This is a genomic window from Paenibacillus aurantius (assembly GCF_032268605.1).
In the GTDB taxonomy this organism is placed as follows: domain Bacteria; phylum Bacillota; class Bacilli; order Paenibacillales; family NBRC-103111; genus Paenibacillus_AO; species Paenibacillus_AO aurantius.
Genome location: NZ_CP130318.1, coordinates 4,283,847 through 4,308,078 on the forward strand (window position 1 = coordinate 4,283,847; position 24,232 = coordinate 4,308,078).

The 24,232-nt window shown below is 57.1% G+C and carries 18 protein-coding genes; 3 read left to right on the forward strand and 15 right to left on the reverse strand.

Features of this window, described 5'->3' with window-relative positions; genetic code table 11:
- Nucleotides 1-83: 83 nt before the first annotated feature.
- Together MJA45_RS19455 and MJA45_RS19460 are read right to left on the reverse strand one after the other, a co-directional pair.
- Nucleotides 84-6,047, reverse strand: a complete 5,964-nt coding sequence (locus tag MJA45_RS19455; RefSeq protein WP_315603559.1) for a glycoside hydrolase family 78 protein — start codon at nt 6,045-6,047, stop codon at nt 84-86.
- Nucleotides 6,048-6,910: 863 nt separating this feature from the next.
- Nucleotides 6,911-8,062, reverse strand: a complete 1,152-nt coding sequence (locus MJA45_RS19460) for an S-layer homology domain-containing protein (RefSeq protein ID WP_315603560.1) — start codon at nt 8,060-8,062, stop codon at nt 6,911-6,913.
- 359 nt (nt 8,063-8,421) lie between these two features.
- Here MJA45_RS19460 and MJA45_RS19465 point away from each other — a divergent pair, with 359 nt between their 5' ends.
- Nucleotides 8,422-10,581 (forward strand): DNA topoisomerase III, encoded by a 2,160-nt coding sequence (locus tag MJA45_RS19465; protein ID WP_315603561.1) that lies wholly within the window; start codon nt 8,422-8,424, stop codon nt 10,579-10,581.
- 236 nt (nt 10,582-10,817) lie between these two features.
- Here the strand turns inward: MJA45_RS19465 and pruA are convergent, their stop codons facing one another.
- The 8 genes from pruA to MJA45_RS19505 all read right to left on the reverse strand — a co-directional run bounded on the left by pruA (nt 10,818) and on the right by MJA45_RS19505 (nt 18,779).
- Entirely contained in the window at nt 10,818-12,386 is a 1,569-nt protein-coding gene (pruA, locus tag MJA45_RS19470; RefSeq protein ID WP_315603562.1) for an L-glutamate gamma-semialdehyde dehydrogenase, read from the reverse strand.
- Nucleotides 12,387-12,532: 146 nt separating this feature from the next.
- Complete coding sequence (locus tag MJA45_RS19475; protein WP_315603563.1) at nt 12,533-13,765, reverse strand: MDR family MFS transporter; 1,233 nt, start codon at nt 13,763-13,765, stop codon at nt 12,533-12,535.
- 128 nt (nt 13,766-13,893) lie between these two features.
- Nucleotides 13,894-14,709 (reverse strand): DUF2935 domain-containing protein, encoded by an 816-nt coding sequence (locus MJA45_RS19480; protein WP_315603564.1) that lies wholly within the window; start codon nt 14,707-14,709, stop codon nt 13,894-13,896.
- Between the two features lie 194 nt (nt 14,710-14,903).
- Nucleotides 14,904-16,058, reverse strand: a complete 1,155-nt coding sequence (locus tag MJA45_RS19485) for a glycine-rich domain-containing protein (RefSeq protein ID WP_315603565.1) — start codon at nt 16,056-16,058, stop codon at nt 14,904-14,906.
- 97 nt (nt 16,059-16,155) lie between these two features.
- The gene (locus tag MJA45_RS19490; protein ID WP_315603566.1) at nt 16,156-16,959 is read right to left on the reverse strand and encodes an FTR1 family iron permease; all 804 of its coding nucleotides are present in this window, start codon (nt 16,957-16,959) and stop codon (nt 16,156-16,158) included.
- Nucleotides 16,960-17,082: 123 nt separating this feature from the next.
- Nucleotides 17,083-17,601 carry a signal peptidase I gene (lepB, locus tag MJA45_RS19495; RefSeq protein WP_315603567.1) on the reverse strand — a complete coding sequence of 173 codons (519 nt, stop codon included), beginning with the start codon at nt 17,599-17,601 and terminating at the stop codon, nt 17,083-17,085.
- 75 nt (nt 17,602-17,676) lie between these two features.
- Nucleotides 17,677-18,246, reverse strand: a complete 570-nt coding sequence (locus tag MJA45_RS19500) for a ferric reductase (protein WP_315603568.1) — start codon at nt 18,244-18,246, stop codon at nt 17,677-17,679.
- Nucleotides 18,247-18,293: 47 nt separating this feature from the next.
- Entirely contained in the window at nt 18,294-18,779 is a 486-nt protein-coding gene (locus MJA45_RS19505; protein WP_315603569.1) for a hypothetical protein, read from the reverse strand.
- A gap of 228 nt (nt 18,780-19,007) precedes the next feature.
- On the opposite strand from MJA45_RS19505, the gene MJA45_RS19510 reads away from it, so the two are divergent.
- Nucleotides 19,008-19,691: a response regulator transcription factor gene (locus MJA45_RS19510; protein ID WP_315603570.1), complete on the forward strand. Its 684-nt coding sequence runs from the start codon at nt 19,008-19,010 to the stop codon at nt 19,689-19,691.
- Nucleotides 19,688-21,166: a sensor histidine kinase gene (locus tag MJA45_RS19515; protein ID WP_315603571.1), complete on the forward strand. Its 1,479-nt coding sequence runs from the start codon at nt 19,688-19,690 to the stop codon at nt 21,164-21,166. Before MJA45_RS19510 ends, MJA45_RS19515 begins: the two co-directional genes overlap by 4 nt.
- A gap of 98 nt (nt 21,167-21,264) precedes the next feature.
- Here MJA45_RS19515 and MJA45_RS19520 read toward each other — a convergent pair whose 3' ends face one another.
- The 5 genes from MJA45_RS19520 to MJA45_RS19540 all read right to left on the reverse strand — a co-directional run bounded on the left by MJA45_RS19520 (nt 21,265) and on the right by MJA45_RS19540 (nt 24,177).
- On the reverse strand, nt 21,265-21,492 hold the full coding sequence (locus MJA45_RS19520; protein ID WP_315603572.1) for a YuzB family protein: 228 nt from the start codon (nt 21,490-21,492) through the stop codon (nt 21,265-21,267).
- A complete protein-coding gene (locus MJA45_RS19525; RefSeq protein WP_315603573.1) occupies nt 21,492-21,794 on the reverse strand; it encodes a HesB/IscA family protein in 303 nt (100 codons plus the stop codon). The genes MJA45_RS19520 and MJA45_RS19525 overlap by 1 nt, the downstream gene beginning before the upstream one ends.
- Before the next feature lie 81 nt (nt 21,795-21,875).
- Nucleotides 21,876-22,091, reverse strand: coding sequence for a hypothetical protein (locus MJA45_RS19530; RefSeq protein ID WP_315603574.1), 216 nt, complete (start codon nt 22,089-22,091; stop codon nt 21,876-21,878).
- Between the two features lie 185 nt (nt 22,092-22,276).
- Nucleotides 22,277-23,236, reverse strand: coding sequence for an aldo/keto reductase family protein (locus tag MJA45_RS19535; RefSeq protein ID WP_315603575.1), 960 nt, complete (start codon nt 23,234-23,236; stop codon nt 22,277-22,279).
- A 62-nt stretch (nt 23,237-23,298) separates the two neighbouring features.
- Nucleotides 23,299-24,177, reverse strand: coding sequence for an NAD-dependent epimerase/dehydratase family protein (locus MJA45_RS19540; protein ID WP_315603576.1), 879 nt, complete (start codon nt 24,175-24,177; stop codon nt 23,299-23,301).
- Nucleotides 24,178-24,232 lie beyond the last annotated feature (55 nt).

Sequence of the window (24,232 nt, forward strand, 5' to 3'; positions counted from 1 at the left end):
GATCTGTCCTTTGTTTTTACTGCCCCCTTGCTGTTCCTCCATGGTTGGCCGGCCATCCACCCACCGTCCGTTCGCAGCAATGTCTACTGGACGCGGTGGACCCCGAGGAACGCTTGCACCGATCCGATGATGTTCACCGGAACCGTCTCCTCTTTGACTACCCCGTTGCCGTATCGCAGCCGGAAGTGAATGCTCTGAGGCCCCTTGGGCAACCCCGAGGTGAGCGACTGCAGCACCGGATCGTACAGCTCCCCGCGGAAGGAAACCGGTCCGGTCCGATCCAGAACCACCTCCAGGTGGATGGGCTCCCCATCAAGTCCTACCGCATCCATCCAGGCTTGGGCATCCGCCACTTCGGTCGGAGAGCTTACGGTTTCGACCACAAAAATTTCCCCGGAATAAAAATCTTTCGGGCGGCCCCTCGTTTCATGTCCCCGCTCCTCATGATGCTCCAGCCATTCCGGCGTATGGTATACCTCCGACCGGATGGTTAGCGGGAGAACTTCTACCACCTTGGAGACGGACGAATCCGTGATGCCGTCCGATACCGTCAGCCGGACCGTGTAGAACCCGGGTACTGGCGTGACGGCGCTGAACGTCTCCGTCTCCCACTGGCCGAGCTCGCCCTGCGGCCCGGTCAAGGTCCACTTCGACGTCAGCGGATCGCCATCGGGGTCGGAGGAAAGATTGACCGTTGTCAGGGTGTCTCCCTCCCACACCGGCTTGGGCGTCCAATCAAAATCCGCTTGAGGAGGCCGGTTCGTATAAATCCATTGGTCCTGCGACCAAGGGGACCAGACGATGCCGTCCTGCACCCTCACCCTTACGCGAAGCTTCGTTCCTTTGGGCAGTTCCGTAACGGTCTGGTAGCTTTGGGCTGCCGCCTCTGTATGCTGCGAAACGGCTCCCGAATCCAGGATGAGGTCAGAGCCAGCCTCGTTCCAGAATTGAACCTGGTATTTCAGGAAGACCGTGCCGGGATCGGGATCGGTCTGCTCCCAGACGATAAGCGGCTTGGGTCCGGTAATGGCCGGAGCGTCCCGCGTTCCGGACGGGCTGATGATTTCCGCCCGGGGGCTTAGGTTGATGGTCAGCCACCCCGTGTTGGACCATTCCGACCATAACGTTCCGTCGCTTACCTTGACCCTCACCTGAAGCGGTTCGCCGGTCGGAAGGTCCGTTCCGGTTGCGGCCGTCTGGCTGGCCGCGCTCGTCCACTGTCCCGCCTGCCCGGAATCGTAAACCACGGCTCCGTTAGCACGGGCGATCTGAACCTGATACCCTTGAAAAATCGTGCCGGGGTCTGCGTCCACCTGATTCCAGGACACCGGAGGTCGGCGGTTATCCAGGTAAAGCGTTGGAGCCTTCTCGGAGCCAGCAGGGCTCGTTAGCGTAACGGCTGGAGGGCCATTGACCCGAAACCAACCGATGTTGGACCAATCCGACCACTGTTCCCCGTCGCTAACGCGTACCTGCACCTGCATGCTTACCCCGGACGGGAGATCCCTTGGCACCTGCCAGGACCAGCTTCCACTGGAAGTCCAGAAGGAGGCCTCTCCTGTCTCCTGAATGACCGTACCGACCGGATCGGAAATGCGGACATGATATCCCTTGAAGACGGTGCCCGGATCCGAGTCCGACTGGTTCCAGGTTACGGTAGGTTTTGCCGTATGAACCATAGTGGGAGCCGCCTGTGTGCCGGTTGGATAGGTAAGGACAGCCGACGGCTTGCCGTTGGGCGGCGGAATGTTTCCGACAGCCACCTGGCGGGTCACCGGCAGGCTCCAGGCTCCATATTCGTCCCTAACCTGAAGCCCGACTTCGTAGGTGCCTAATTCCGCGGGCCGGGTAAGCTTGTCCGTCCGGTACTCTCCGGAAGGAGAGAGATACCACCACTTGCGTTCCATGATCCCTCTCGTCGCCCCATAATCGATTCCTGTCGTGTCCGGAGCGGAGAAGCGGTCCGGAGCGGCCCACCGGTCGGGATCGTAGCTGTCGTCGGCGTACCGGATGGTGCCATCGGGATTGGCCGCTGCCGTGAAAATTGCAACCGGCCGCCGGTGGACGGTCACCTTGGCCATGAACCGATTAGACAGCATCCGGTAGGAATCGAAAACGAGACTCGGGCTGGGATAGCCCCCATGAGGATCATCCTTGGCGCGGAGCGAAACGGTATAAACCCCTACCTTATCGAAGGTGGTCTGCTCAGCCGTGTAGGTTTGCCCCGCCATTGCCGACACGCCCTGATGATCAAGAAACTTCGGATCATGGGAATAGCTCCACTGCATGCTGCCGGCGGGCGAATCCTTTTCCGGGTCGTCAAAGGCAATGTTCCGGTATTTTACCGTGGCATTCCCGGACGAAGGCTCCCATATCGCATATCCAGTCAGCCACTGAAGTCCCTGCGCCGGCACCGCCTTGGTCGTGATTCCGCTGAAGGTCACGAAGGATTTGTCCGCAAAGGGGCCTAGCTTGCCGCTTGACCACGTACCGTCGCTGGCCGTCAGATACGGCACCCCGTTCAAAGCAACCGAAATGTCAGGGCCCGCCAGTTTAATGCGGAAGGAGGCGGGAACGTTGTCCTGAAACGGGTAAGGAATGCTGGACAACACGGTCCGGTTGCCATCCGCGTACTTGGCCAGCACCAAAGCGTCTCCCTCTGTTTCGACCGCATAGCGGTTTCTCGGGTCCTGCATGCGGAACGAAAAGCCGGCTTTCTCCTTGTTCACCCTGGCCTGCCCCATGGTCATCGTGAAGGAAATTTCCGTATCGTCCACCGCAAAAGGGGAGACAAACTGGCCGAGCTGGTAAGTCTTGAAGCGTTCCGGCTCCTCACTCGGTTCCCCTACTGAAATCCAGGGAACCCAGCCGGCTGAGGGCGGATTGCCCCCATATTTGGGATTCCACATGGCCAGAAAGAGACCATCTCCGAAATATTCACCGAATCTCTGGTTGTAGGTGACGGAGCCATACATAAAATCAACATGAATGAGCCCTCCGGATTTCCAGCCGGAATAAGGTGTTTTGTCTTCCTTAAAAGCCCAATTCGAGTAGCTGCTGTCATTCGAATCATAACGGGAAATCAAACCGTCCCGTGTCAGGGTGCCGGTATTGGCGGCAGCCCTCTGGTCGATGTAATTCCCTTCCCCATCGATATTGAACCGCCGGCCATAGGCGAAATATTCATATGTGCTGCCATCGAAGGGAGCCGGCCAGCCGGTGTTCATGTTGACGGCTTGGTAGTGGTAGGAGCCGCCCATGAAGGCATCGGTCCAGCTCCGGGCAATCACCTCGTTCTTCATCGGATTGATAATCAGAAGAGCCGGATTGTCATAAGGAAGCTGCATGCCGGCCGGGAAGGATTTGGCGTAGGAGGCGTCCTTCCCCGTCAGCCGGGTGAGGAACCCAATGGTGAAGTCCGGGTTGATCTTCTCCAAATAGATCCCTTTCGAATACGTGTACCCGTTTTGGTACGTGCAGGTCTCGGTCTGGTAGCGGTAGAAATCCCCTCGGGTTCCTTTGTAGATCGTGCCCGGAACCATCCGGCAGGAGGCGGGCTCGGAGGAAATCTGCTCGGTATATGGCTCCGGCTCCTCCATGACGCGGCTCTCGACCAGCTCCGCCTGACGGTTATAGACCTTGACATCCACCTGAGGCCGCAAATTGGAGTAGGAGCTGTCATTAAGGTCCTGCAAATAAATCATCTCGTCCTGCCGGTTGAACGCATTCTTCACCCTCTCGTACCACGAGTTGGGGGCGTGAAGAATGTTCCCTTTTTCGAGGGAGCTCGCAATAAATTGACCCGTATACGCATCATAGGTGCGGATGTCCAGAAAGGGAATGTCATATTCGGATTCATCATCCGTATTGACCTTCGCGCATTGCCGGCATACCCAGAGAACCTTCTGGTAGATGGTCCGGTCCGCTATTTCGTAAGAAAGCACCCTCGGGCTGCTCAAGGTCGAATCATAAGGCCAGCTGACCCGGCTCAGGTCATACCGGGCAAGAGATTCATGATCGGGCCAGAGACCTCCTTTTACTTTCACGGAAGGAGTCCTCACCGGTGCTTTTAACATGAAATCATAGGGACTTCCATCCAGCCATTTGTGCTCATAGCTGCCGTAAGGACCTAACTGAAGCTGGTACCGGCCGATCTTCGCCTTGTTCATGGCGTAATAGATGCCATCGTACGTAAAATAGAGATGGCTTTGATTGGATCGGAAATCAGGTACATTGGCCGAATTCGGTCCAAACGTCAGAACCTTCGGCTTGCCGTCGCTCCCCGGGATCATGACCGGCTGCCTTCGGTCGGCATCCTCCGTCTTGATGACCCGGTAGGGATTAAGGCTGTTGGCCCCAAAACCGCTGTCCGTAAACGGGGAGAACCAGGCATCGGAATAATAATCCCCGAATCGCTCCACGGAGAACGAGAAGCCTTCCTGCCTTTCAAAAAGCTTCCCCAACCCGCCGGAAAGGGAGCTGCCATTGGCTGACCAGGATTTGTACAGCATGGGAGACAGGGAATTGGTCCGGTACAAGCCCCAATTGGCCAAAATGGAAGAAGGACTGTAGGTAACCGGCGGAGTGTAAACCGGCTGGTCGTTCTTCCCCTCCACCTCGAACGATACGGTCGGCGCCAAATTGATCACGTCAAGAGTAAGCAGAGCGGGATCCGTCGAGGCCGTATCACCGGTTCGGCCGTAATCCTCCGTCACTTGGACATAAAACAAGTACTTGCCCACCTGGGTAGGGGTAAACGACGTTTTTTCCAGAGTCCCTCCTAAAGGCTGCCAAGCGTCATCCAAAAAGCCGTTGTTGTTGCCGTCGTATTTGTACTTGTATTCAGCCGTCGTTAAGACGTCTCCATCTGGACTGTAGGATTTGTTGTACAAATCCAGAGCCATTCCCCGGATGGATAGCGGCGGAACATCGAGCTTCGCAACCGGCGGCAGATCCGGGTTCACGATAATGGTACAGGTATCCGGGTCTATCGACTTCAGCGGCGGAGACCCTTGGTCATACACATGCAGTGAGGCTTGTACCGTCACATCCCCGGAGGTCCCGTTGGTGTAAGAGGATTTCTTGTTCGTCCATTCGTCCCTCGTATGATCGATGGCGCGACCTAGCGGACTGTAGCTCTGGGTCGTGTCAAACAGGCTGTCGTCGACGGAACGGTTCTCCTTCACTTTCTCCGGGCATCCTGCCACCGGGATTGGATTTGGCGGTATTACCTCCAGAGTGGCGGAGGCCGTAAAGCTTAGCCCAAATTTATCCGTCATGGTGGCGAAGATGGTATGGTAGCCGGGCGTATCCGTATTAATTCCATAGAGATAATCGGAATTCGAGGCGAATCCATAAGTGCCCGGAAGGGTTTTAACCCAGGCGGAGCTTCGGTTGTAATCCCATCCGGTCAAGTTGAACGGATCTCCGTCCGGATCGCTCGGGGAGACGGGAACGGAGTTCGGGTCCTCAATGGGTCTGACGTTCACCTTCGTCCCCTGCACAACTTTCGTCAGCGGCTTCACACTGGTAAAATCTCCGTCCGGGAACCAGCCCAGCTTAAAGTAAGGGGGCTCGTTGCTGCCAGGGCTCTTCACCACCAGTGGCTTATCTGCGATCCAGCCGGAGTTGCCGCAGCTTGTCTCGATCATCAAAGAGACGTTATGGGTTCCCACGCCGATGACCCATGGATAGGTGCTGTACGTATAGGTCAGGTCCTGGCTGGAACTGGTGAGCTTTTGTGTCTGCACCTCGCTTCCGTTACGGCTTATCTTGTAAAAATGCCTGGAGTAAGTGCATCCGCTCGGGATCACGAAATTTTTCGGATGCAGCGTAAAATTATCCCGGTAGCTGATCTCGGGCGGCAGGATGTCAAAATCCCCTGTGATGACCTTCGGCGTCGGTTTGGGTGTCGGCGTTGGCGTCGGGGAAACGGTCGCCGAAGGCTTCGGGGTGGCCTTCGGCTTCAACACGACCGTCACGGTCGACGGGTATTTGTAGGTGACGGAGTTGACGTTCACAATAAAGGCGGCAAAATACACCGTCATCTTGGCACCCGGCAGACCGAGATCCATGGTCTGGGATGGTTTTAAGACGTTAAAATTTTGAGAATAGATAATCTTGAAATGAGTGGAGTCAGTTATCTCTTCTATTCTTAGGTTATAAGGTTCAGGAGTAGCTACTCCAGATAATCCAAGTGGACCTGAAATTACAGTTCCAGTGTCAGTCCTTATCCTGAAAGAGTCTTGATTTGGTGGAGCTACAAGAGAATCAGGGATCTGCAATCCTGAAGTATTAAAATAACCCTCAGTAATTTCTCCACCTAAAGATAAGCTGTGGTCAACAACACCGGGATAAGATGGCATTTTAGTACCATTTACTATCTCAAAATCAATGTTAGTGCTTGGTTCACAATTATCTGTTGGATAGTCTATTGGGCTTGGGGGACAACTACCTCCTTCTTCATACCAATTTACCCCATGTGGATCACCTGGTGTATATCGATACCATGCGTAATAACCTTTAGATGAAGTATTTCTAGTAGATGTTAGATTTACTTCCTGACCAACGACTATTTTTGATCCAGTCCAGTTGCTTTTTCCAGTAGCATCCGTTAACAACACTTTCTTCTCATTTTCGTAATAATACGCTTCCGAGATAACATATTCATCAGCAGTCACAATTGCAATATTTGCTGAATCTTGATTGAGATAGCTATAAGTTTCACCATTCCAAATCTTTTCTGCGTTTGTATAGTTAATATCAAATGAATCTGCTTTTACACTGGCTTTTGGAAAATACAAAGAAAATAGCGATAATATTATTACTGCGATAACTACTTTTGAAATATTGTACTTTTTATATACCACAATTTTATCTAATATTATTCTCCTTCCGTTTTTGTCTACCATTACATTGCTTCTGGAACAGTTACCTGAAGCAAGGATTTGGAGTAATTTGGATTCGGTACTATAGAGGGTGAATAAATATCAAATGAAATAAACCCCATTGTCTCCAACCCCTTCTTTGGAACGATGAAGCCCGCAAAATCTCCAAGCTTTTTATGATACACGTTGGCTATAGTATTTAAATTTCCTTCTGAAAAGTCTTGGAAATCGGGACCTATGTAACCAATTATAGTGCTAGGAAGTATCTTCCAATCCTGATAAATCTCATGATCTGTGTTAAACACCGTCCGGCCTTTAAACCATACCAAATACGAATCTTTGTAATCCTCTATCGGAAACCCCTTATCTAAACCGTTATACCACCGCAACTCCGGAAGCTCCCCCAAATGAGGGTCGTTCGGGTCGGCCAGGTCAATCGCGATCAGCGCCTCCAGTTCTCCCCGGTACTTGCCGTCCGGCGTGGCTACGAACAGGTTATTCGGGTCCCAAGGGTGGGCGGGATGCTGCTTCTGCGTAAACTCCGGCATCACGGTGAAAATATTCGTCTTGTGCCAGAACAGCTCCGCGTTGGCAACCGCATACTTGTCCACCTCGAGCTTGCCGCCGCCTTTGACCGTCAGGATCCTCTCAATCACGGTAACGGATTGGGCACGCGTCGTCGCTTCCGTTTCTCCCAATGCCCCGCCGGCCAAGCCTTGGATCAGCCCCGACTGGGCCGCCAGGTACAGCCATTTCTTGTCGTCGTCCGTCTTCTCCCCCGAAGCCCGAACGGCGATCCGCGCCATTTCCTCCCGGGTGATCGCCGTGTTCCAGTCACCGGTCGTGAAATCCTCATACCGGTGAATCCCGGCGTTTACGGCCGCGTTCACATACGGAACATACCAGTCGTTGCCGCTTCCGGCTCCCGCTACCTCGAGCTTGAGGGCCGTCACGGCCTGCTTGAGGAACTCAGCGCGCGAAACGTTGCGGTCCGGACGGAAGGTTCCATCCTCGTATCCGTCCACGTACCCTTTTTGCACCGCCTGCTCGATCCCGCTCTTGGCCCAATGACCGTTGACGTCAAGGAATTTGACTTCTCCCGCTTTCGTCAGGGTGGCAGCTCCCGCCAACCCGATTGTTACCGCCAGAACGGCGGCAGTCCATGCCTTTTTCATGAGTGACTCCCCTTTTTTACATAAACTCTTGCACGAAATAGCCTAAATCAGCCTATTTTTTCCCGTCCCCCCTCCAGTCACAATTCTTAGGAGATACCCGCTTTTCTGTAATCATGAGGCCTCCCTGAAGGCTTTCCTCTCTCTCCCCTCCTTCCCACGGCAAAACAAAAACCGCCCAAAGCCCCGCGACTAGCGAAGCCATGGACGGTTCTTCCGTTCCTGCTCTTATTTTTTCACTATATAGCAGAGTTTCCCATTTTTCAAGACCCATTTTTGGAGCGCTTGTTCCCCGGCGATGGGGTTTGATACAATGACAGGGAGTTTTCTTAACCTTTACCAGGCAAGGAGCCCTATTCCCTATGAAAACATTGGTACTAGCCGAAAAACCGAGTGTCGCCAAGGAATTGGCCCGGGTTCTCGGAAGCACTCAGAAGCATAAAGCGTATTTCGAAGGCCCCCGCTACGTCGTCACCTGGGCGCTCGGTCATCTCGTGACCTTGGCGGAGCCGGAAGATTACGACCACAAGTACAAAACGTGGAACCTCGACGATCTGCCCATCCTCCCGGGACGGATGAAGCTGAAGGTCATCAAGGAAACGTCGCATCAATTCCGGGCGATCGAGCAGCTGTGCCGCCGTTCCGACCTCGGGGAGCTCGTCATTGCGACCGATGCGGGACGCGAGGGCGAGCTGGTGGCCCGCTGGATCATGGAGCTCGTCAACTGGAAAAAGCCGTTCAAACGGCTGTGGATCTCCTCCCAGACGGACAAAGCCATCCAGGACGGGTTCGCCCAGCTGAAGCCCGGTCACGATTATGACCGCCTGTACCAATCCGCCGTGTGCCGGTCGGAGGCCGACTGGCTCATCGGGTTGAACATTACCCGGGCGCTCACGAGCAAATACAATGCGCAGCTGGCGGCAGGCCGGGTGCAGACCCCAACGCTTGCCACAATGATCCGGCGCGAGCAGGAGATCAAGAGCTTCCAGCAGGTGGAATATTGGACCGTTTCGGCGGATTTCGAGACGTTTCAGGCCCAATGGCGCCATCCTTCGAACGGGGAAGCCCGGATCTTCGATAAGGCCAAAGCAGAGGACATCCGCAGCCGGCTGACCGGCAAGCAGGCCCAGGTGGTATCCATCCAGAAAACCGACAAAACGGTGCCCCCGCCCCTCGCCTACGACCTGACGGAGCTGCAGCGTGACGCCAACAAGCGATACGGCTTCTCGGCCAAGCAAACCTCGAACCTTCTGCAGAAGCTGTACGAGCAGCACAAGCTCGTCACCTACCCGCGTACGGATTCCCGTTACCTGACATCGGATATGGTGCCGACGCTGAAGGGGCGGTTGGAGAGCATTGCCTTCGGGCCTTACGCCTCCCTGGCCAGGACTATTCTTAAGAAGCCGTTGAACGTAACGAAACGGATTGCCGACGACAGCAAGGTCAGCGACCATCATGCGATTATCCCGACGGAGCAGTATTTGCAGCTGGGCGCGCTGAGCAGCGATGAACGGAAGCTTTACGACCTGATCGCCCGGCGTTTTATCGCTCTGTTTTACCCGCCCCTGCGTTATGAGCAAACGAGCCTCGTTCTTGAAGCCGGAGGAGAGAAGCTGTATGCGTCCGGCAAAGTGATCCAGGACCACGGCTGGAAGGAAGTATACGGCGCGAGCGACTTCATCGATCCGGATTCTGATGAAGACGGGGACGACAGCAGCGAACGGGACGGCGGAAAGTCCGGCGATCAAACGCTGCCTCCCGTCCAGAAGGGCGACAAGCTTCCCGTGAAACGCAGCAGCGAACGCAGCCAGTACACCAAGCCTCCGGCCCGGTACACGGAAGCCTCCCTGCTCAGCCAGATGGAGAAAAACAGCCTCGGCACCCCCGCCACCCGCGCGGATATTATCGAGAAGCTGCTGAACACGGATACCATTCAGCGCCAAGGCAGCCATCTCGTCCCTACCGGCAAAGGGCTCCAGCTGATCGAGCTGGCGGCCGAGGACCTCCGCTCTCAAGAGCTGACCGCCCGTTGGGAGCAGGAGCTCGAACGGATCGCCAAGGGCCAGGGAAGCATGAAGACTTTCCTCGAAGGCATCCGCGAGCAGACGATCCGTATGGTCCAGGACGTCAAGAAAAGCACGGCCGACTATAAGCCTCACAACCTGACGCACAGCCACTGTCCGGAGTGCCAAGCCCTGCTTCAGGAAGTCAAAAGCAAGCGAGGCCGCACGCTCGTTTGCTCCAACCGGGAATGCGGCTACCGCCGCTCGGCCGACCCGGTGCTCTTGAACAAGCGCTGCCCGCAATGCCATAAAAAAATGGAGGTCCACACGGGCAAGGCCGGCCGGTACGCCCAGTGCCGCGGATGTAACGTGGTCGAGGTACTCGACAACGAGGGCGGTGGCCGCAAGGCCGCCAAGACGAACCGCGCCCTGGTCAACCAGTACGCCGATCAGGCGCCGCTCTCGAACCCGCTTGCCGAAGCCCTGAAAGCGGCCATGGACAAGAACAAGGAAAAGTAGCTTCACGCCAGGCACTGCCCCATTAAGAAAAGAAGCCGAAGACTACCCGTTAAGGAGGTTTTCGGCTTCTTCTTTGAGCTGTGCGGGAACCGGCGTATCCATTATCTAACGAAAAGGCAGGCCTGCATGGCATTAGAGACTTGGGGTTTAACGTGGCACTATTCGCGTGGAGAGCTCAGGGCAAGAAGGGCGGTCAAGAGACCCAGCCCTTACCGGCCTTCCAACCCACCGTCTCCTTACAACTTCCGCGAAGTAACCTTCGCTTGCATGAACAGCGGAAGGTAATCCGGACCCCCGGCCTTCGAATCCGTGCCGGACAGGTTGAAGCCCCCGAACGGATGCACGCCGACGAACGCTCCCGTGCATTTGCGGTTAAAGTACAGGTTGCCGCAGTGCATCGTTTCCATCGCTTCTTGGATCCGGCTTTCATCCGTGGAGAAGAACGCTCCGGTCAGCCCGAACTCCGTCTCGTTGTAGATCTGGATGCCCTCCCTCCAATCCGAAGCCTTGGCAATGGCCAGGACGGGACCAAAGATTTCCTCCTGCATGATCCGGGCTTTCCCATCGACGTCAGCGAATACCGTGGGCTGAAGGAAATATCCCCCGCCTTCTGCTGCAGCCCCTCCCGTCAACAGACGGCCTTCTCCTTTGCCGATGTCGATGTAGCTCAGAATCTTCTCGTAGGAGCTGCGGTCGATCACGGGTCCGATCGCGTGATTTTCCTCGGGGAGACCCACCGACAGGGCCCGGGTCCGCTCCACCACCTTGGCCACGACCTCGTCATAGACGGCCTCCACGACAATGGCCCGCGAGCCCGCCGAGCACTTCTGGCCCTGAAAGCCGAAGGCCGAGGCCACAATGGCTTGAGCCGCCGCATCAAGGTCCGCCGTCTCGTCGACGACGATGCCGTCCTTGCCCCCCATTTCGGCGACCAGCCGCTTGATCCAGATCTGTCCGGCGGGAGTATCGGCCGCCAGCCGGTTGATATGCAGCCCGACCTCCTTGGAGCCGGTAAAGCTGATAAAGCGCGTTTGGGGATGGGAGGTCAAGTAATCCCCGATCTCTCCCCCGCTTCCGGGCAAATAGTGGAGTACTCCGGGGGGCAGCCCCGCTTCCCTCATGAGCTCATAAAAGTGATAGGCGATCACGGGAGTCGTCGAGGCCGGCTTCAGCACGACCGTATTTCCCGTGACGACGGCCGCCGCCGTCATACCGGCGCAGATCGCAAGCGGAAAATTCCACGGCGGAATGACAATGCCTACGCCAAGCGGAATGTAAGTCATCCGGTTGGTTTCCCCCGCTATTCGGACCAGCGGCCGGCTGTCCGCCAGCTCCTCGAGCCTCAGCATCTCGCGCGCATAGTACTCCAGGAAATCGATGGCTTCCGCCGTGTCGGCATCGGCTTCGGACCAGTTTTTGCCGGCCTCCACTATCATCCAAGCGGAGAAGATATGCTTCCTCTCCCTCAACAAAGAAGCCGCCTCCAGCAAATAGGCGGCCCTTTCCGCCGCCGGGACCCGCTTCCACCACTCGAAGGCCGCCGCCGCTTCTCCCATCGCCTCTTCCGCGAGCTTACGGTCGGCCCGGCTGACCCGTCCGATGACCTCGTCTGGCCGGGCCGGGTTGCTCGACACAATCTTTTCCTCCGTGTACATCGTCCGGCTTCCGAGCCGGAGGGGGTACTCCCTTCCGAGCCGGCTTCGTACGGCGCGGATGGCCTCTTCCATCGCCCGCCACTCCCTTTCCTGCCCAAAATCCGTTAAGGGCTCGTTGGCGAAGGGAGTCAGCCCGTCTTTATCCGCCATGCTTTCCTCTCCTCCCTGCTCGGCTTCCTGGGGAAGCCTTCCTTCTTAAGCGTATGCGGAATGCTCGGACTACCTGACTACTGCCGCAGCCGGCCTTTTACAAGCCGGAGGAAAGGAAATCCTGGTATGCAGTTTTTCGGACCGGGCTAAGCGGACTTCTCCTGAACCGCCGGAGGGGCCTGACGTACCGGAGCAGCAAGACGGCTGCCCGCCGCGTAGAAATACGAGCCGCCGAGCGTAACGGCCGCCATGGTCAGAAACAAAGGGGATCCCCCATAGTGGGAGAGAAGATAGCCGCCCGCAAGCGGTCCGACGAAGTGGCCGATGTTCGTGAACGTCTGCGCTCCGAAATACGTCCCGCGCATGCCTTCCGGCGCGAGCTTGTCCACCAGCAGATTGCCCGCAGGGTAGGTCAAGATTTCGCCTAAGGTGAAGACGACCATAGCCGCGATGAAACCGACGGCTCCGCTGGACAGCGAGAAGCCGACAATTCCCAGCGCGAACAGGACATTCCCCGTCACAATAGCGGCGAGAGGCGTTCGCTTGGCGGCCCACGAGGAAAGCGGAAGCTGGAGGACGATGACGACGAGGGCATTAACGGTCATGAGCCACCCGAACAGCTCCACTCCATGCGCTACGCTGTTCCGCAAGTATTGCGATAACGTGACGGTCATCTGCGAATACCCCATGGCCCCCAGAATGCCTCCCGCTATATACAGACGGAAAGGACCGTCCCGGCGGATGACATTCCAGGCGGATTGGAAGCTTACCGGGGCTTTGGCGTTTCCTTCGATTTTCCGGATGCCAAAACGGGCCAGAAGCACGAAAAGAATCAACGCGTACAGCAGGTACACGAGGCCCGTCAGGAAGAAGGGCAGCGACCCGTTCACGGTCCCGAAATACGCTCCGGCGAGCGGTCCCACCGCTCCCCCTATGTTAATGGACATGTACCGCAGGGAAAAAACTTTATACCGTTTCGAAGGCTCCGTCAGGTCCGCCATGAGAGCTTGGGAGACGGGCTCGTAAAACGATTTGCACAGTCCGTTCAATAGGTTCAGAACCAGGAACAGGACCGGCTCCCGAACCAGGGCGAAGCCGATAAAGACGACCGCCCAGCCGAATAACGCGGCGAGCATCACCCCTTTGCGCCCGAGCTTGTCCGATAGCGTACCCCCGATGAAGCCCCCGACGGTTCCGGCGAGAGAGCCGGCCCCGATGACGAAGCCGATCAGAACCGCTGAGGCCTCCGTATGGGCGGCCAGGTACAGCGCGAGAAAGGGCATGCTCATGGTGGAGGCGGTGCGCGCCAGCACCGTTCCGATCAGCAGAATATGAACAACCGGGTGATACGAATGAAGAAAACGGCGGATGCGATTCAAGGGACAGGACTCCTTCGTTCAAGTTCTAATGATAGTTGAGAATGCCAGGCTTTGGACGAAAGACCTGAAAAAAAGCCCCCGGCCGTCTCCCAAGGGAGCAGGCGGCCGAAAGCTTTGAAACCGATTGGTTACGCTTCGATACGGGGTTTGGCCGGATCGCAGGAAGGATTTTTCGTTTCCGCCACCAGGGCGAGCTTCGTCAAGTAATAGCATTCTTCCCTGGCCATATGGTCCGCCATTAACGGAGTCAGCGTGCCGAGCAGCTCCGCCCGAAGCCCCATTTCCTCCAGCTCCTTCAGAAACTCCCGGAACAGGAGCATTTCGAGCTCGACCTGCTTGTTAAAGCGGGAGAGCGCGGGAAAATGGGCGAGATGGGTCCGCATGTACCCGGCCAGCTCGAAGGCCTTCAAGTAAAATTCTTCAAAATGCTTCGTGAACGAATCGCTGAGCTCCTTGACCCGTTTCTCCGTCAGGTCGAGCTTTGAGGAGATGGTGGCCGAATGCCCGTATGCATCGTCCAGCCATAGAAGATGGAGGTGCAGGGCACTCGCGGGAGGCGCAGGTTCGCCCGCCGTAAGGGGAACGAGAATCTTCAAATACTCCTCCACCTCGTTCACCATATGATTATAGAAGGTTGGCGGCAGATGGGAAGCCAGGCCTCCCGTCAGCTGCCTTTGGAGCAGGTGCAGCTTGAAGCCGCGAAGCTCCGACGCTTTCTCCGACGCCTGTCGGGATAAAGCCATCACGTTTGCCCGGTCCGGGGGAAGGGTACGGGCTTGGGCCAGCAGGGCGTCAAAGGTTTGCACGAATTCATGGGCACGCCGGATTTCCAAGGCTTCCTTAGGAGGCAGAGAATCCCGGATAAACCTTCCGTGATCCCCCAGCACCTGCAGCCAGAAGCGGTGTTCCGTCAATGCCGATTCTACATAGCCCTTTTCGGTCATATCGTCCTCCTTGAGCCTTATTCAGCACGTTTGCTTTCTTCAAGCAGAATATGTGCATGCGCCCAAGAAGGTGAATGGGAAGTAGCCTTACCGGTAGATCCGCCTTTGACTCCGTTTCCAAGCCGCAGGTACTGCTCTCCGGATACGGCTTTGTCCCTTCACATACGAAGGATAGGGGAAACGGACGATGAGCTTTAATCTCCGCCTCCGCCGCAGCCCGAGCCGCAGCTTGAAGAGGAGCAGCTCGATCCGCTGTCATGGCCGCCGGAGTGGCCTCCGCCCGAGTCATGTCCCCCATGATGCCCGTCCTGATGCTGGTGGCTGTGATTACCGTGATGCTGGGAGCCTTGTCCCCCGTCGTGGTGGTGATCGTGCTTATGGCTGCGGTCCTCTCCCCAAGAGCCGGAGTCGGAGGAATAATAGCCCCCGGAATCGGAGCTTGTTGTCGATGCCGCCGCCTGACGGCTTCTCTGCTCCTCCGCCATAAGCTCCTCCATCTGTTTATCATAGCGGCTGGGGGATTCCCAGGAATACAGCAGCATGGCATTCGCGAGCAGATAAGCGTACCCGTCGCTGTACCGGTCCTTAGAAGCGGCCTCAGAGCGAAAGGATGCCCGGTCCCTCTCCCTGAGCTGGATTCTGGCCTTCTCTACCAGAAGATCGGCGGTGCGGGCGATCTCCTCGAAACGGTCGACATGACGGCCGTTGAAGAGCAGGTCCTTCAGCTCCTCCGGCGTTCCCTCGCTGATCCGCTTCAGCCTGGCTCTATCCAGCGGATGGCGGTAGAAATCATTCCAAATCTGGCCGCTGTATGGCGTGAGGACGAAGAGCTGGGTGTACACCCAATCGAACCACGCCCTTTCCCCCGGCATCGGCTCGTAATCGGAATGGGGGGAATGATGAACCGGCGAACCGGTAAAGGCTTCCCCGAAGCTCTGGTACTCCCTCGTAAAGAGCAGCATCTCGTGCCAGACATCATCCACCCGGCTGCTGAACATAGGGACCTGCTTCAGGATGGCCGTCAGCATAAAATAACGCTTCAGCTCGAAGAACAGGCAGTCGTATTCATTGGCCCGGATGGCAGGGTGCTTTGCCATTACCCGCTGCTTCAGCTTGTTCTGAAATTCGGCATCCAGCGCCTGGTTAAGCCTCTGCTCCATCGCTTTGAGGGGAACGCCCGGTCGGAGCCCGAGTCCCTCCGGAAGAACGGCGGCCCGGTATTGCACCTGCTTCCGGGCGGGACGCCGCTTGCTTCCCCCTTTGTAGATGGACCCATTCCGTTTGCGGGTTCTTGGTAACACAACGCCGAAAACGATTAGGGCGACAACAAGAACAATGAAAAACGTCACGGCTTCTCCTCCGTTTTTTGCTTAGATTATAACACGTGACGGAAGCCGAGAAAATCGAACAACGGTTAATACAAAAACCCCCATCCTCGGATAGGGGTTAAAGGTTAAGCTGCTGTTTCATCCGGCTGTCCCGGGTCCGGCTCCAGATCGTGAGCGAGGCGAGGAAAACGAGCAGGACCGCTTGGGCTAAGGCGATTTCCGATGTCGGGTATAAGGCAAGCGTCGGCAAGTCCGGCAGCCAGGATACTTTGGTTTCGCGCAGGTAGCCGGCCTCTTGCAGCCCATGGATGCCGGTTCCGAGAAACTTGACCCCGAGGTAGACTACCAGAATGCCGGATAAGGCATTCACCGGGCGGACCGGCAGGGGGATTCCTTTTTTTACCGCTAGGTAAGCCACAGCTGCCCACAACGCGAGAACAAGGCCCGTCCCGGCGGCCAGGCTGGTCCTGTCAATCGAGGAGGCGAGTCCGGCAAAGCATAGGACACTCTCCATCCCTTCCCGGAACACCGCCCCGAACGCCAGCAAAGCAAGCGAGGCAAAGCTTCCCGACGTCAACGCATTGGAGCTTCGGTGGCTGATGTCCTGACGCCGGCAGGCCAGGCTGTACCGGCTGCGCATCCACAGGCTTAAATGAAGCAGCATAGCGGCGGCAAACAGCCCGGTAACCCCCGAGGTCAGATAGGGATTCAGCAGAAACCTCCCGCTTGTGAACAGCTCCCGGACGGCCGCTCCGAGGAGCAGGCTCGCCGCGATCCCCGCGCCGGCACCCAGCCAGATCCAGCGGCTCAGCTCCCGCCGGCGGGTTTTGGTAACGAAGCCGATCAGCAGGATAACGATCAGGAGAGCTTCCCACGCCTCCCTAAGCATGACGGCTATGACATCCACAATGGAATAAGGCATGTTGAGCAACCTCCGGCTAACTAGTGCCTTGTCCGGTAACAAGGTTTGCGAGAAAACCTCCGGATGCGCACGAAATTCGACAGGAAAGCAAAACTTCATTTGCGGATAAGGCACTAGGCGAGCTTAGACTCCTTCCATATGATTGAAAGGGAATACCCGGTAAACGGCCTTTCCGATAATGGATGAAGCCGGGACGAACGGAGTCGGCCATAGATGGGAGTCGTTGCTCCGGTTGCGGTTGTCGCCCAGGAAGAAATAGCTACCTTCGGGTACCACGACCTTGGCCATACGGTAAGTCATCGTTTCGTTCAAATAGGGCTCCTCCACCGCCTTGCCGTTGCGGTAGAGCTTGCCGTCCCGGACTTCTATCGTGTCTCCGGGCAGGCCGATCAGGCGCTTGATGAGGATTTTGTCGAGGTTCAGCTCTTCGGGAGGCTGGAAAACCACGATATCCCCGAATTTCAAGTCCTCCGGCTTTACCATTTTGTCGATTATCAGGACATCATGAATGTTCAAGGTCGGGATCATCGAACCGGAAGGGATGTAAGCGGCTTGTCCCACATTGGCTTTAACGAACAGCAGGAAGGCAAGAAACAGGGCATAAGCGAGATAAGGCTTCGCTTTGCGGATAGCTCGTGACATGACGAATCCCCTCCTCATGGTTTAATGATAGGGGATTCGGGGGGGAGAAGTCCAGCACAACCGGACAAAATCGATTCATAACGTTCTTCCCGCCGGCTGGTGCCGGGTTTCGGGACGGCGGAGCATGCCGCGCAGGATGGTAAGCGTAAGAATAACGAATACGGAGGCAGCGTACAAGAGCCGGATTCCCGCCAGTTTGGTATCCGTCCCCTCAAAGAAACCGTGAATCAGAGCCCCTGCAAAAATCGGGTACGCCAAGAAATGGATGGCCAACCAGAGCTTCCGTCCGAGCTTATGACGGATATCCGAGGTGAAAATAAGCACCAGCAAGCCGTAAGCCGTCAGCGTTCCGATCCCGGTCAGAACCGGAGAATGAGAAGCGCTGAACGGAATCAGCACGTCGCTCCAGGTAAAAGGGGTATACGTATCGATTACGGTAATCACCCCGTGAAGAAGACCTAGAAGGGTTCCCCCGTTCGTGGCGAACAGATGGGCCTTGTGAACGGTCAGCTTGCTTTTGCCGGTGATCGTGGGAAAGCTGTATAGAATGCCTAAGGAGACACCCGCGAACAAGAGCACGTAAGAAACGAGTCCCAGAAGACGCATGAGCCCCCAGGCGGGAAAAAGATCCAGAAAAACAGCCATGTTAATTCCTCCTTGATGCGTAATTAGCGAATCTTATCCGGCCCGCTTCAGGAACGTTTGGTACGGGTCTGGGGCATGGTCGAAGAAGACGAAGAAGATCCAGAGCCGCTCATGCTTCCTCTGCTTCCGATGGAGCCGCTGCTGGAGCCGTTGCTGCTGCTTCCTCCGTACGGCTGTGTGCTGCCGCTCCCCGTCATGGAGCTTCCGCCCGTGCCCGGTGAGCCGGCCATCGCCCTGCGGTCCGGACGTCCGCCTTCTCCGCCTCTCCCGCGCTGGCCCCGAAGCTCTCCTCTATCGTATCCCGGCGCCATCGTGCCCGTGCCGGGATCGGTCGCCTGGCCGGTGCGCTCATGGAATTCGTTCATGACCGCATCCTGCTGGATGGCGGAAGCCGTTGTTTCGGTGTTGTCCGTCTTTGCCTTGGCGACCGCCTCCGTAAAGGCCGGACTCGCCTTGATGCCGTTAAAGAGTAGGGCCAAGCCGGCGGCTCCGACCGCTCCCGCCTGCCATTTGAACCATTTGGATTTTTTCATTGCTATCGCCTCCGTGGATGGGTTCGGTTGGTGTGGTTGATGAACCCATTATCCATCCCTCGGCTGAAATAGACATGAACACAGGCTGAAGGTTTCCTGAATGTCCTGCGGAATCGTCTTCAGCCGGTCTTCAGCCCGGGCTCAGAGGCTTTTCAGGTTTACGGGTTACTATAGAATCCATTATGATGAACAGGTAAAAAGGAACGGCAACTAAGAACGGAGGAACCCATGAAGCAGCTTAAAGGAATCAAGCTTCTGCTGGTCGATGATGAACCTACTATCCTGCAATTTCTGGAGCTCGGCCTTCTCAACGAAGGCTTTGAAGTAACGACCGCTCCCGACGGCATGACGGCCGTCACGCTCGCCAAGCAAATTCAGCCTCATGTCGCGGTGCTCGACGTCATGATGCCCGGCATGGACGGCTTTGAGGTGTGCCGGATGCTCAAGAAAATCGGCAACATCGCGGTCATCATGCTGACCGCCAAGGACGAAGTGGATGACCGGGTAAAGGGATTGACGCTGGGTGCGGACGATTATATGGTCAAGCCCTTCAGCTTCGAGGAGCTGCTGGCCCGCATCCACGCCCGCATCCGGAACCATTTTCCCCATCTGATGGAAGAGGTGACGGCGGGTCCGTTTAGCATCGACGACCGCCGCAAGGAAATCTCCCTGGACCGCCGGGTGCTGGAGCTTTCTCCTACGGAGTATGAGCTCCTGAAATTCCTTCTTATTAACCATGGACTTGTGCTGAGCAAGGCGCTGATTCTGGATAAAGTATGGGGGTATGATTTCGGAGGCGATGAGAACATCGTGGAGGTGTACATCCGGTCGCTCCGGGACAAGCTGAACGACCGGGAGCACCGTCTGATCCGGACGATTCGCGGAGCCGGATACCGGGTGGACTTCACATGAGACGCGGTCTCCGCCCTTATGGACGGCTTCCTCTTCCCCGCTCCCTGCGGGTGCAGCTGCTGTCCCGCTCCCTTTTTATCCTGGCTGCCATCCTCTTGCTGATCGGCTTGTTTCAATATTATTTCATGCAGCGCTTTCTGTATGGGAGCGAAGCCGAAAGCAGCCTGAACCAGATCCGCTCCACACCCAACGATTTCTGGCAGCGCGGACGCGGCGGCCCCCGGGCGCCGGAAGGCCCCGGCTTCGGCAATCAGGACTTTACCTTTGCCGTTATCTCGCCGGACGGAACGTTTGCCGACATGACGTCCGAGCTGAGCTCTTCCGGAGCCGCTCCCGAGCTTGCCCCGGAAGCCTATACCGAAGCGTACCGGGGGGAACGGCGGGAGGCGAATTATACGATTGCCAAGAATGAGCAGGGCGTAGAGCAGCTCGTCGTTCTGCAGCTGGTCGGGGGCCGGGGGCATCCCCAGGGGCTCGTCCAGCTCGGAACGCCGACAGGACCGCTGAAGAAGGTCCTCATGACGCAGATGATGACGTTCCTTATCCTATCGGCGCTTGCGCTCATTCTGGCCTTCCTTACGTTCCTGCCGGTCATTCGCCGTACGCTGACCCCTCTCTTCCGAATGGTTCAGACGGTCGAGCAGATTGATTCCGGCAAGCTCGACGTCCGGCTGCCCGTTCAGCAGGGCCAGCAGGAAATCGACCGGCTGGCTGCTTCCTTCAACGGCATGCTGGAAAGGCTCGAGCAGTCGTTCGAATCGGAGCGGGAAGCGAAGGAGCAGATGCGCCGCTTTCTGGCCGACGCCTCCCATGAGCTCCGGACGCCGCTGACGTCCATTCACGGGTTTCTGGAGGTTCTTCTCCGCGGAGCCGCCCAGAACCCCGACCAGCTGAACCGGGCCTTGAAGAGCATGCACGTCGAGTCGGAGCGCATCAACAAGCTGGTGGCGGATCTGTTGATGCTGGCGAGACTCGACCGGTCCCCGGAGATCCGCCCTGAGGAAGAGGACCTGGACGCCATTCTGGCCGAGATGGAGCCCCAGCTGAGGCTTCTGGCCGGAGACCGGCAGGTCGTTCTGTCCTCCGCTCCCGGTACCGTTATCCGGCTGGACAAAGATAAGATCAAACAGGTCATCCTGAATCTGTATCACAATGCGGTTCAGCATACGGATCCGGCGGAAGGGCAGATTACCGTCAGCGTTCGTCCCCGCCCGGATGAGGTGGTTATCGAGATAGCCGATAACGGGACTGGAATCCCGGAGGAGCATTTGCCCCACCTGTTCGAGCGATTCTACCGGATGGACACGTCCCGGACCCGCAAGAACGGAGGAGCGGGGCTCGGCCTCTCCATCTCCCAATCGCTGGTTGAGCTGCATGGCGGATCGATCGAGGTGGACAGCACACCCGGCCAAGGAAGCCGGTTCCGGGTCACGCTACCGAGGCTGGCGCAGGCGGCCGATCCTCGGGAGGACTAGTCAGCCGGAGCCGGGACTCGAAAGCGCGGCCTCCTGCGCCAAAATGCCAAAAAGGGAAGAAATCCGGTTGACGGATTTCTTCCCTTTTGCTCGTCTGCTTATTTCTTAATATATTTGGCGGCCTTCTCCAGCGCCTCGTCTTCGGTCGCTCCGGTTACGTAGCGTCCGTTGATGAAGATAAAGGCAAAACGCGAGCACGGGCCGCAATACGATTTGCAGCCGATCTTGATCTCGGTGCCGGGAGCCAGCTTCTCGAGCTTGGGCACCATGGTCTTCATTTTCATATGCTTGCATTTGTCACAGATGCGGATGTCGTTCTTGGCCATTAATGATCCCCGTGGTTGCCCTTGGACGGATTCGTGATCACAAAGCCTTCCTGCGGCAGGTACAGGTAATCAATCCGGACGCCGTCGAGCAGAGGCTCGTCCTTGGAGAGGAGCACATCAATGCCCTTGTCGGTGGCGACGATCTCATCCTTCTCAGTAGGGCTATCCAGGTCAAGCCCGTAATGGGCGTGGTCTCCATGGCTATGGGTGACGAGCACGCGAAGCTTCAAATCCTTGTTCTCTTCCTTCTCCAGCTCGAGCTTCAGGATTTTGGCCGCATTGCGCGTAATCTTGCAGTTCATACCAATCTCTCCTCAGTCAATCGTTTGATCTAATAGTAGTGGAAACGCCCTGCGGCGTCAAATCCAAGAGGCTTATACCGATCACCCGTCCAGCACCGAATCTCCCGTATAGAGCGGGTAAAATCCCATCTCCGTTCCGCAGGCCGGGCACTGCTTGCCGGGACCCGGCAGACGGCCGCAAGCCTCGGCTGCCGTATAAGCCGCATCGTATCTCCACGTTACCGCGTAGGGCCTGTAGTGCACATGGACACACAGGCGGTTCGGGCAATAAGCCCGGATGTGATAGCCTCCCGCCAAACCGGTCCGCTCCTTCCTCCCCCCGTCCCAAGCCGGGGTTCTTTCCTAACAGGATGGACGGCGGACGCCGGTTCTAAACGGGGATGGCGGCGGATGAAGCCAAACAACCCCCAGAGGCCAACGGCACGGCGGGAAGTAAGCTTCCTTCCGGGTTTCCCAAGGGGGTTATTCTTATGGAAGATGCTTTAGGCCGACTCGCCCGCCAGAATGGCATCGATTTCCTTCAAATCCGCCTCCGCCAGCCGGATGCCGGACGCCTTGACATTCTCCTCCACCTGCTCGGGGCGTGAAGCTCCGATGATGCAGCTTGAAATGTTCGGAAGCCTGAGAATCCAAACGAGGGCCAGCTGCGCGAGCGAGAGATCGTGGCTCTCCGCAATCGGCTTCAGCTTCTCCACTTTCTTAAGCTGTTCCTCCTTAAGCAGCCACTCCATGAACATGTTCGACTTCGGATCGGTTGCCCGGGAGCCTTCCGGTGCCGGCGCGCCCGGCTTGTACTTCCCGGTTAGCACCCCTTGGGCGAGCGGGGAGAACACCACCTGGCCGATCCCTTCCCGCTCGCTGACCGGCACGATTTCCTTCTCGATGTTCCGGTTGAACATATTGTACTGGGGCTGGTTGGATACGATCCGGTCCAGATTCAGCTCCCTGGCCGTGGCGGCGGCGTCGGCCAGCTGAACCGCGCTCCATTCGCTTACCCCCGTATACAGCACCTTACCCTGGGTGACCAGGTCATCCAGCGCCCGGAGCGTTTCCTCGAGCGGCGTGTTGGGATCGTACCGGTGGCATTGGTACAGATCGATATAGTCCACCTTCATGCGCCGGAGGCTTGCTTCGCACTGCTCCATAATATGCTTGCGGGACAGGCCCCGGTCGTTCGGTCCGTCGCCCATCGGGAAGAACACCTTGGTGGCCAGAACATAGGAATCCCGGGAATATTTCTTCAAGGCTTTCCCGACAATCTCTTCGGCCGCTCCCCGGTGATACACATTCGCCGTATCAAAAAAATTGATGCCCAGCTCATAAGCGCGGTCCACCACAGCCTCAGCCTGCTCCGCCTCCACGGAGCCTCCATAGGTCAGCCAGCTTCCCAGGCTGATCTCGCTTACCTTCACTCCACTTTTCCCCAAACGCCGGTACTCCATAATGATGGCCTCCTCTATGTCTTTAAGTAAAAGGTAATCCTCGCTCTATTCCCTCTCCAGCATCAGAACTCGGCTCCATCCTGCAAATAATGCTGCTGCCGCCACCCGAGCAGCTGCTTCGCTTTCTCGTTGCTCAAGAAGCTCGACCTTCCGTCCAGCCGCTGGCGGAACTCTTTAACCCCGGGCAAATACCGGGCGGCCAGCTCCTCGGTCGGAAGATTCGAGGACGTATCGTCCGCCGCCAGAATGAGGGCCTGGGCTCCCAGCCCTTCCTTCTCTATGGCGAGCCGGCAGGCCGAGGCCACATCCCTTACATCAATGTAGGACCAGAGGATGCCACGGCGCTGCTCCGGCTTGTCAAAGCCTCCGATGACCCTCTCATAATCGGACGGTTCCAGGATGTTGCCGAGCCGGAACGAGACCACCTGCATCCCGGTGCGGCGGTGGAACGTTTCTCCTGTCTGCTCGTTCACCACCTTGGACAGGCCGTAGCTGTCCTCCGGTAGCTGGGGATGCTCTTCGTCCACCGGCAGGTAGCGGGGCTCGAAGAATTCGCTTGCAAAACAGATGCCGTAAGAGGATTCGCTCGACGCCAGCACCGCCTTGCGGATAGTCAGATTGGCGCATGCCTCCAGAATGTTGTAGGTACTCATGACATTCGTGCGGAATACCACATCATTCGGGTGGGTGAACGCCTGCGGAATGGCGGCGAAATGAATGACCGCCTCAACCGGTCTCCGGTCTCTCCCCCCAAAAGAACTCAAGGCGTTATGAACCTGTCCGGCATCAGTCAAGTCGGTCAGGATCGTCCGGCACAGGCTTTCCTCCGGCAGCTTTGAATCCAGGTTAACCACCTCGTACCCGTGATCGATCAGCTCGCGGACGATCCATTTGCCCGCCTTGCCGCTTCCGCCTGTAACCGCTATCTTTCCCTTGTTCATGAGCAGAGCCTCCCGTGATGTTGCCTGGATATAGTCCTTTGAAACCACGCTTACA

Bases quoted from the DNA above. Each gene is read 5' to 3' on its own strand.
- MJA45_RS19455 (WP_315603559.1), bottom strand. From the start codon at position 6,047: ATGACGGTGTATTTTGCCGCCTTTATTGTGAACGTCAACTCCGTCACC.
- MJA45_RS19460 (WP_315603560.1), bottom strand. From the start codon at position 8,062: ATGAAAAAGGCATGGACTGCCGCCGTTCTGGCGGTAACAATCGGGTTG.
- MJA45_RS19465 (WP_315603561.1), top strand. From the start codon at position 8,422: ATGAAAACATTGGTACTAGCCGAAAAACCGAGTGTCGCCAAGGAATTG.
- pruA (WP_315603562.1), bottom strand. From the start codon at position 12,386: ATGGCGGATAAAGACGGGCTGACTCCCTTCGCCAACGAGCCCTTAACG.
- MJA45_RS19480 (WP_315603564.1), bottom strand. From the start codon at position 14,709: ATGACCGAAAAGGGCTATGTAGAATCGGCATTGACGGAACACCGCTTC.
- MJA45_RS19490 (WP_315603566.1), bottom strand. From the start codon at position 16,959: ATGCCTTATTCCATTGTGGATGTCATAGCCGTCATGCTTAGGGAGGCG.
- lepB (WP_315603567.1), bottom strand. From the start codon at position 17,601: ATGTCACGAGCTATCCGCAAAGCGAAGCCTTATCTCGCTTATGCCCTG.
- MJA45_RS19500 (WP_315603568.1), bottom strand. From the start codon at position 18,246: ATGGCTGTTTTTCTGGATCTTTTTCCCGCCTGGGGGCTCATGCGTCTT.
- MJA45_RS19505 (WP_315603569.1), bottom strand. From the start codon at position 18,779: ATGAAAAAATCCAAATGGTTCAAATGGCAGGCGGGAGCGGTCGGAGCC.
- MJA45_RS19510 (WP_315603570.1), top strand. From the start codon at position 19,008: ATGAAGCAGCTTAAAGGAATCAAGCTTCTGCTGGTCGATGATGAACCT.
- MJA45_RS19515 (WP_315603571.1), top strand. From the start codon at position 19,688: ATGAGACGCGGTCTCCGCCCTTATGGACGGCTTCCTCTTCCCCGCTCC.
- MJA45_RS19520 (WP_315603572.1), bottom strand. From the start codon at position 21,492: ATGGCCAAGAACGACATCCGCATCTGTGACAAATGCAAGCATATGAAA.
- MJA45_RS19525 (WP_315603573.1), bottom strand. From the start codon at position 21,794: ATGAACTGCAAGATTACGCGCAATGCGGCCAAAATCCTGAAGCTCGAG.
- MJA45_RS19535 (WP_315603575.1), bottom strand. From the start codon at position 23,236: ATGGAGTACCGGCGTTTGGGGAAAAGTGGAGTGAAGGTAAGCGAGATC.
- MJA45_RS19540 (WP_315603576.1), bottom strand. From the start codon at position 24,177: ATGAACAAGGGAAAGATAGCGGTTACAGGCGGAAGCGGCAAGGCGGGC.